Here is a 5,560-nt window from a genome sequence, read left to right as displayed (position 1 = left end):
GTAGTTCTTTCACTATCAAAATTAATTTTAATACTAGATCTAACATCCACATTGCCAGCACCAAAAACATTTTCTAGAAAATTTTTAATACTATCATTTATTCTTAGTTCTAAGTTGTTTTTAATATTGAACTGATCCGTCATTAAAAGCTCTGATTCATCTTGTTCACCTGACAGAAGTTTACCTTCACTATCGACAATTTGAACCTTTTCTGGTTCCATATTAATTGAACCGGCCACCAAGTTTTGAATAGCTGTAACCGTCTCCCCTTTTAAGGCTTTATTATCACTTTTTTCTATAAAAACAGAAGCAGTGTTTTCTTGGTTATTTTCCTCTAGAACAAAACCAGAATCTTCTTTTTCATTTATGTATACAGTAGCTTTTTCAATTCCCTCGATATCCGAAATAGTTGAAGACAACTCACTTTGTAAAGCTAACTTCATTCTTTCCTTTTTATCATAATCAGTCATTGTCCAGCTACTATCATTAAAAGCATCTATGAAACTATACCCTTCTTTAGGTAAGCCATAAGAGGCTAATTCAATCTTTATTTTATTTTTCATTTCAGTTGGTACTAATATCGTCGTAGTATCATTGCCAGAAGTTTTCCATTCTACGCCCATCTCATCTAATTTTTTAGTTATCTGAGAAGTATCTTTTAAAGATAGGTCTTGATAAAGGACATCATATTTAGTCCTAGTAAATACAATTGAAAGTATAATTATTGTTAATATAGCAATAATGCCAATTATTATTAACTTTGTTTTTTTAGTTTTATCTAATTCTTGCCAATATTCATTTAATTGATTTCTAACTTGCTGTATTGATTCCCCCACCTTAACACCTCATTTCTTACAGCTTCTTTTTCTATATCTGCATTCTCATTATTTCTCTATAAGCTTCTACTACTTTATTTCTGATGCTCAATGTCAATTGTAAAGAAACATTGGCTTTTTCTTGTGCTATAGTTACGTCATGAAGGTTGTCCATTTCTCCTGTAATCAATAGCTTTTTATATTCGTCACTCTCTAATTGTAATTCATTTACTTTATCTAAAGCTTGATTTAAAAATAGACTAAATTTGTTATTAGAATTTGGCTTATAACTTTCATTTAGTCCGTCCCTGGGTATAATTTGATTGTTTAATCCAATAGTTCTTATTTCCATCTAATTACCTCCTACCTATTTCTAATGCCTTCATCAACATTGATTTTGTACCATTCATAGCAGTAATATTTGCTTCGTAAGCTCTTTGAGCATCTATCATATCTACCATTTCACTAACTATTTCTACATTGGGTAACATAACATACCCATTTTCATCTGCGTCTGGATGCCCAGGCTCGTACTTAAATTTATAAGGGGTGTTATCCTCAATGATTTCACTAATTATTACACCGCTACCGCTAAATTTATTGGTAAATTTATCTAGATAAGTTGAAAAAGAGTCTTTTTTATTTTCTTCATATACGACCAACTGTCTTTTATAAGGCATTCCTCCTGTAGCTCTAGTAGTATTGGCATTAGCCATATTTTTACTAATAATGTCTATCCTGGTCTTCTCTGCTGTTAGAGCAGAAGCATTAATATTAATCGAATCAAAAATACCCATTATTATTTACTCCCTTCGTTAATTACATTCTTAATCTTATCGAATTCATCGACAGTTTGATTTATGACAGCATTATACATTATGTTATTCTTTGCTCTATTTGCCATTTCAATATCGATATTAACATTGTTTTTATCAAATCTATAAGAATGATTTTTATCTATATTTATAATAGGTTTTACTTCATCTAAACTATTAGTTGTTGGTAAATGCTTGTTGTGAGTTTTAATCAATTTAGAAGACTTGTTCTCCATAAAGTTTTTTAATTTGTCTTCAAAATTCACTGATAGTTTCTTATAATTAGGCGTGTTAGCATTTGAAATGTTATGATTTATTGTTTTATCTCTTAGCCACAGACCATCTAATGCTTTATTAAAAATATCGATATTGGAATATAAACGGTTAAACATATTATCACCTCATTATATATAATATTAATACAAAAAAACTCCGGTTTCAAGATAAATAGACCATTATTTGCCTTTTTTTACATATGTCTTTTATTTTTTACAATATGTAATGATTTTTGCTTAACTAATTTATATAATACATCATATTTCTACATTTTCATAGTAAAATTATGTATAATTTGGCAAATGCATCAGAAGACCTAATTTCAATAAAAAAAAGTAGTGATATATCACTACTTTTTTAGCAATTTCCAATTTGAATTTATTATTCATTGATTTTTTCCAATTCTTCTAATAATTTATCATTTAAAATCTTTATGTGGGTTCCTTTCATACCTAAAGATCTGGATTCAATAACACCAGCTGATTCTAGCTTTCGTAAAGCGTTAACAATTACAGACCTTGTAATGCCAACTCTGTCTGCAACTTTACTTGCTACTAAAAGCCCTTCTTCTCCATCTAATTCTTCAAAAATATGTTCCATGGCCTCCAACTCTGAGTAAGATAAAGTCCCTATAGCCATTTGTACCATAGCTCTTTTCCTTGACTCCTCTTCAACTTCTTCTGCTTTGGATCTAAGTATCTCCATGCCTACTATTGTTGCACTGTATTCAGCTAATACCAAATCATCTTCAGTAAACATACGTCCAAACCTAGCCAATACTAGAGTTCCCAATCTTTCATTACCACTATTAATGGGTATAATGGTAGCAATCTTATCTGGATAGTCACATTGCGATATTTGATCAAATACACATTCTGTTATCTCTTCTACATTTTCTTTAGTCTCTGAAACTCTTAATAATTCATCATTGTATTTTTTGGGGAATCTTTTTTCTTTTACAATTTCAGTTTGTATAATATCACAATCAAAACCAGTAGATAGTTCATATCCTAATACTCTACCTCTTTTACTAGCAATATATACATTTGCATCCAATATTTCACTTAGTATTTTGCTTAATTCTTGGAATGAAACAGGCTTTGAACCTGAGCTTTGTAATGCTTTATTTAATCTTCTTGTTTTTTGTAATAAACTTTCAGTCATCCATATCCTCCTTCTATAATATATATTTTGATATATCTTTTTCATGTATATAAGCCATTAATTTATTGTTCACATAAGCTTCATCAATAATTATTTCATTAGTATTTAAATGAGGAGCTTCAAAAGAAATATCTTCTAGTAATTTTTCCATAACAGTTTGTAATCTTCTGGCTCCAATATTTTCTGATTGTTCATTTGATACAAAAGCTACTTTTGCAATAGCATCTATTGCTTCGCCTGTGAACTCCAAATTTATGCCTTCAGTTTTAATTAAATATTGATATTGTTTTGTTATTGCATTTTTAGGCTTAGTTAAAATTTCTTTGAAATTTTCTTCAGTTAAGTTTTCGAGTTCAACCCTAATAGGGAATCTGCCTTGAATCTCTGGTATTAAATCTCCTACTTTTGATACATGGAATGCTCCTGCTGCAACAAATAAAATATGATCAGTTTTAACTGGTCCATATTTTGTCATAATAGTTGTGCCTTCAATTATAGGTAATATATCTCTTTGGACACCCTCTCGTGAAACATCAGGACCACTGCCATAATCTTTTCCAGCGATTTTATCTATTTCATCGATAAAAATCATTCCATTTTGTTCTGCTTTCTTGATACCTAAATCTACTACTTCATCCATGTCAATTAATTTTTGAGCTTCCTGATTGTTTATTATTTTTCTAGCTTCTTTAATTGTAACTCTTTTTTTCTTAGTTTTCTTAGGCAGTAGATCACCAAATATATCTCCCATATTTATATTATATTCTTCAATACCTAAACCACTAAATAATTCAACAGTAGAATTATAGTTATCCTCTACATCAATTTCAATTATTTCATCATCTAATTCTCCATTTAGTAGTTTTTCTCTTAATTCTTTACGTCTATTAATAATAATTTCTTTTTCATTTTCAACAAGATCATCATCTTTATTCTCTGTAGTCCCAAAAATCATTTCTAATGGGTTGCTTCCTTTCTTTTTCGATGGGAAGGGAGCCAAAAGCTTAATTAATTTTTGATTGGCTAATTCTTTACTTTTATCATAAACTTCTTCTATTCTTTTTACCCTTACCATACGAATAGATTCTTCAACTAAATCTCGCACCATAGAATCTACATCTCTTCCTACATAACCAACCTCTGTAAATTTAGTAGCTTCTATTTTTATAAAAGGCAAATCTATCAATTTAGACAACCGTCTAGCGATTTCAGTTTTCCCAACGCCCGTAGGTCCTATCATTAAAATATTTTTTGGTTTTACTTCGTCTTTAAACTCATCAGGCAGTAAATTTCTTCTATATCTATTTCGCAAAGCAATAGCAACAGCTTTTTTAGCTTTCTTTTGTCCTATTATATATTTGTCTAATTCCTCCACTATTTCTTTTGGCGTTAATTCCTTCATCATCTATCACCCTCCTTAAATAACTTGTACAGTTATATTATTATTAGTATAAACACAAATAGATGAAGCAATTAGTATGGACTCTTTTGCTATTTCTTCAGCAGATAGATTAGAATACTTTAGTAAAGCTTTCCCAGAAGCCAAAGCATAGTTGCCACCAGAACCAATAGCGAGTACTCCCCCTTCTGGTTCAATTACCTCACCATTTCCTGATACCAGAAGCAAATTTTTTTTATCAGCTGCAATAAGTAAAGCTTCTAATCGCCTTAGAACTTTATCCCTTCTCCAATCTTTGGCTAGTTCAACAGCAGCTCTTTTTAGATTTCCACTATATTGCTCTAATTTTTCTTCTAATACTTCTGCTAATGTTAATGAATCTGCCACAGAACCTGCAAAGCCTATTATAACATTATTGTTATATATTTTCCTAACTTTTTTTGCAGTATTTTTCATAATTGTTGCATTTCCAAATGTAATTTGCCCATCACCTGCAATTGCAATTTTTCCACCCTTTTTAATAGCTACAATAGTAGTACCATTCATCATAATTTACACCCCACAAAATGTCAAAATAAAACAAGTGTTATTTTCAGAATATTAAATCATCTATACTATAGATTACTATATAATTAACAAAATGTACAGTAAAATTTATTCTTTATCAATTCTACTATAGTTGCATTCTTTATTCATACATTTTTTTAATATCCCTTTTTTTGTCTTTCTTTTTACCATAGGTCCGCCACAATCAGGACATTTTTCTTTTATAGGTTCTTCCCATGAAACAAAATTACAATCTGGGAAATTACTACATCCATAAAACATTCTACCTTTTTTTGATCTTCTTCTAACTATATTTCCACCACAATCAGGACATGGGACATCTATTTTGTCTAATATAGGTTTGGTATTCTTGCATTCTGGGTATCCAGGGCAAGCTAGAAATTTGCCATATCGACCATATTTGACCACCATATTCCTGCCACATTTTTCACAAACTATGTCGGTAACCTCTTCTTCAATTTGTATCTTATCAATTTCTTCTTCAGCTATTTTTAATACCTTTTCAAATTCTTTATAAAATTCTT

General features: G+C 30.1%; 8 protein-coding genes. All 8 read right to left on the bottom strand.

Annotated features, from left to right (window positions below):
- A partial coding sequence (gene fliF, locus VK998_RS12115; RefSeq protein WP_325228704.1) for a flagellar basal-body MS-ring/collar protein FliF occupies positions 1-836 on the bottom strand: 836 nt, incomplete at its 3' end.
- Positions 837-867: 31 nt separating this feature from the next.
- Positions 868-1,167, bottom strand: a complete 300-nt coding sequence (fliE, locus tag VK998_RS12110; protein WP_325228702.1) for a flagellar hook-basal body complex protein FliE — start codon at positions 1,165-1,167, stop codon at positions 868-870.
- Positions 1,168-1,171: 4 nt separating this feature from the next.
- Positions 1,172-1,612 carry a flagellar basal body rod protein FlgC gene (flgC, locus tag VK998_RS12105; RefSeq protein WP_325228700.1) on the bottom strand — a complete coding sequence of 147 codons (441 nt, stop codon included), beginning with the start codon at positions 1,610-1,612 and terminating at the stop codon, positions 1,172-1,174.
- Positions 1,613-1,614: 2 nt separating this feature from the next.
- The gene (gene flgB, locus VK998_RS12100) at positions 1,615-2,022 is read right to left on the bottom strand and encodes a flagellar basal body rod protein FlgB (RefSeq protein WP_325228697.1); all 408 of its coding nucleotides are present in this window, start codon (positions 2,020-2,022) and stop codon (positions 1,615-1,617) included.
- A gap of 265 nt (positions 2,023-2,287) precedes the next feature.
- Positions 2,288-3,070: a GTP-sensing pleiotropic transcriptional regulator CodY gene (gene codY / locus VK998_RS12095; RefSeq protein ID WP_325228694.1), complete on the bottom strand. Its 783-nt coding sequence runs from the start codon at positions 3,068-3,070 to the stop codon at positions 2,288-2,290.
- A gap of 13 nt (positions 3,071-3,083) precedes the next feature.
- Positions 3,084-4,475, bottom strand: coding sequence for an ATP-dependent protease ATPase subunit HslU (gene hslU / locus VK998_RS12090; protein ID WP_325228692.1), 1,392 nt, complete (start codon positions 4,473-4,475; stop codon positions 3,084-3,086).
- A gap of 12 nt (positions 4,476-4,487) precedes the next feature.
- Positions 4,488-5,018: an ATP-dependent protease subunit HslV gene (gene hslV, locus VK998_RS12085; RefSeq protein ID WP_325228690.1), complete on the bottom strand. Its 531-nt coding sequence runs from the start codon at positions 5,016-5,018 to the stop codon at positions 4,488-4,490.
- A gap of 105 nt (positions 5,019-5,123) precedes the next feature.
- Positions 5,124-5,560, bottom strand: a 437-nt coding sequence (locus VK998_RS12080) for a DNA topoisomerase family protein (RefSeq protein ID WP_325228688.1), incomplete at its 5' end; no start/stop codon positions are given.

It is taken from the genome of Schnuerera sp. (genome assembly GCF_035459645.1).
Classification (GTDB): domain Bacteria; phylum Bacillota; class Clostridia; order Tissierellales; family Tepidimicrobiaceae; genus Schnuerera.
The sequence above is the reverse complement of the archived record's forward strand: the minus strand, read 5'-3'. Positions and strand labels throughout refer to the sequence as shown.

Coding starts and splice junctions, on each gene's coding strand:
- fliE (WP_325228702.1), bottom strand. CDS start 1,167: ATGGAAATAAGAACTATTGGATTAAACAATCAAATTATACCCAGGGAC.
- flgC (WP_325228700.1), bottom strand. CDS start 1,612: ATGGGTATTTTTGATTCGATTAATATTAATGCTTCTGCTCTAACAGCA.
- flgB (WP_325228697.1), bottom strand. CDS start 2,022: ATGTTTAACCGTTTATATTCCAATATCGATATTTTTAATAAAGCATTA.
- codY (WP_325228694.1), bottom strand. CDS start 3,070: ATGACTGAAAGTTTATTACAAAAAACAAGAAGATTAAATAAAGCATTA.
- hslU (WP_325228692.1), bottom strand. CDS start 4,475: ATGATGAAGGAATTAACGCCAAAAGAAATAGTGGAGGAATTAGACAAA.
- hslV (WP_325228690.1), bottom strand. CDS start 5,018: ATGATGAATGGTACTACTATTGTAGCTATTAAAAAGGGTGGAAAAATT.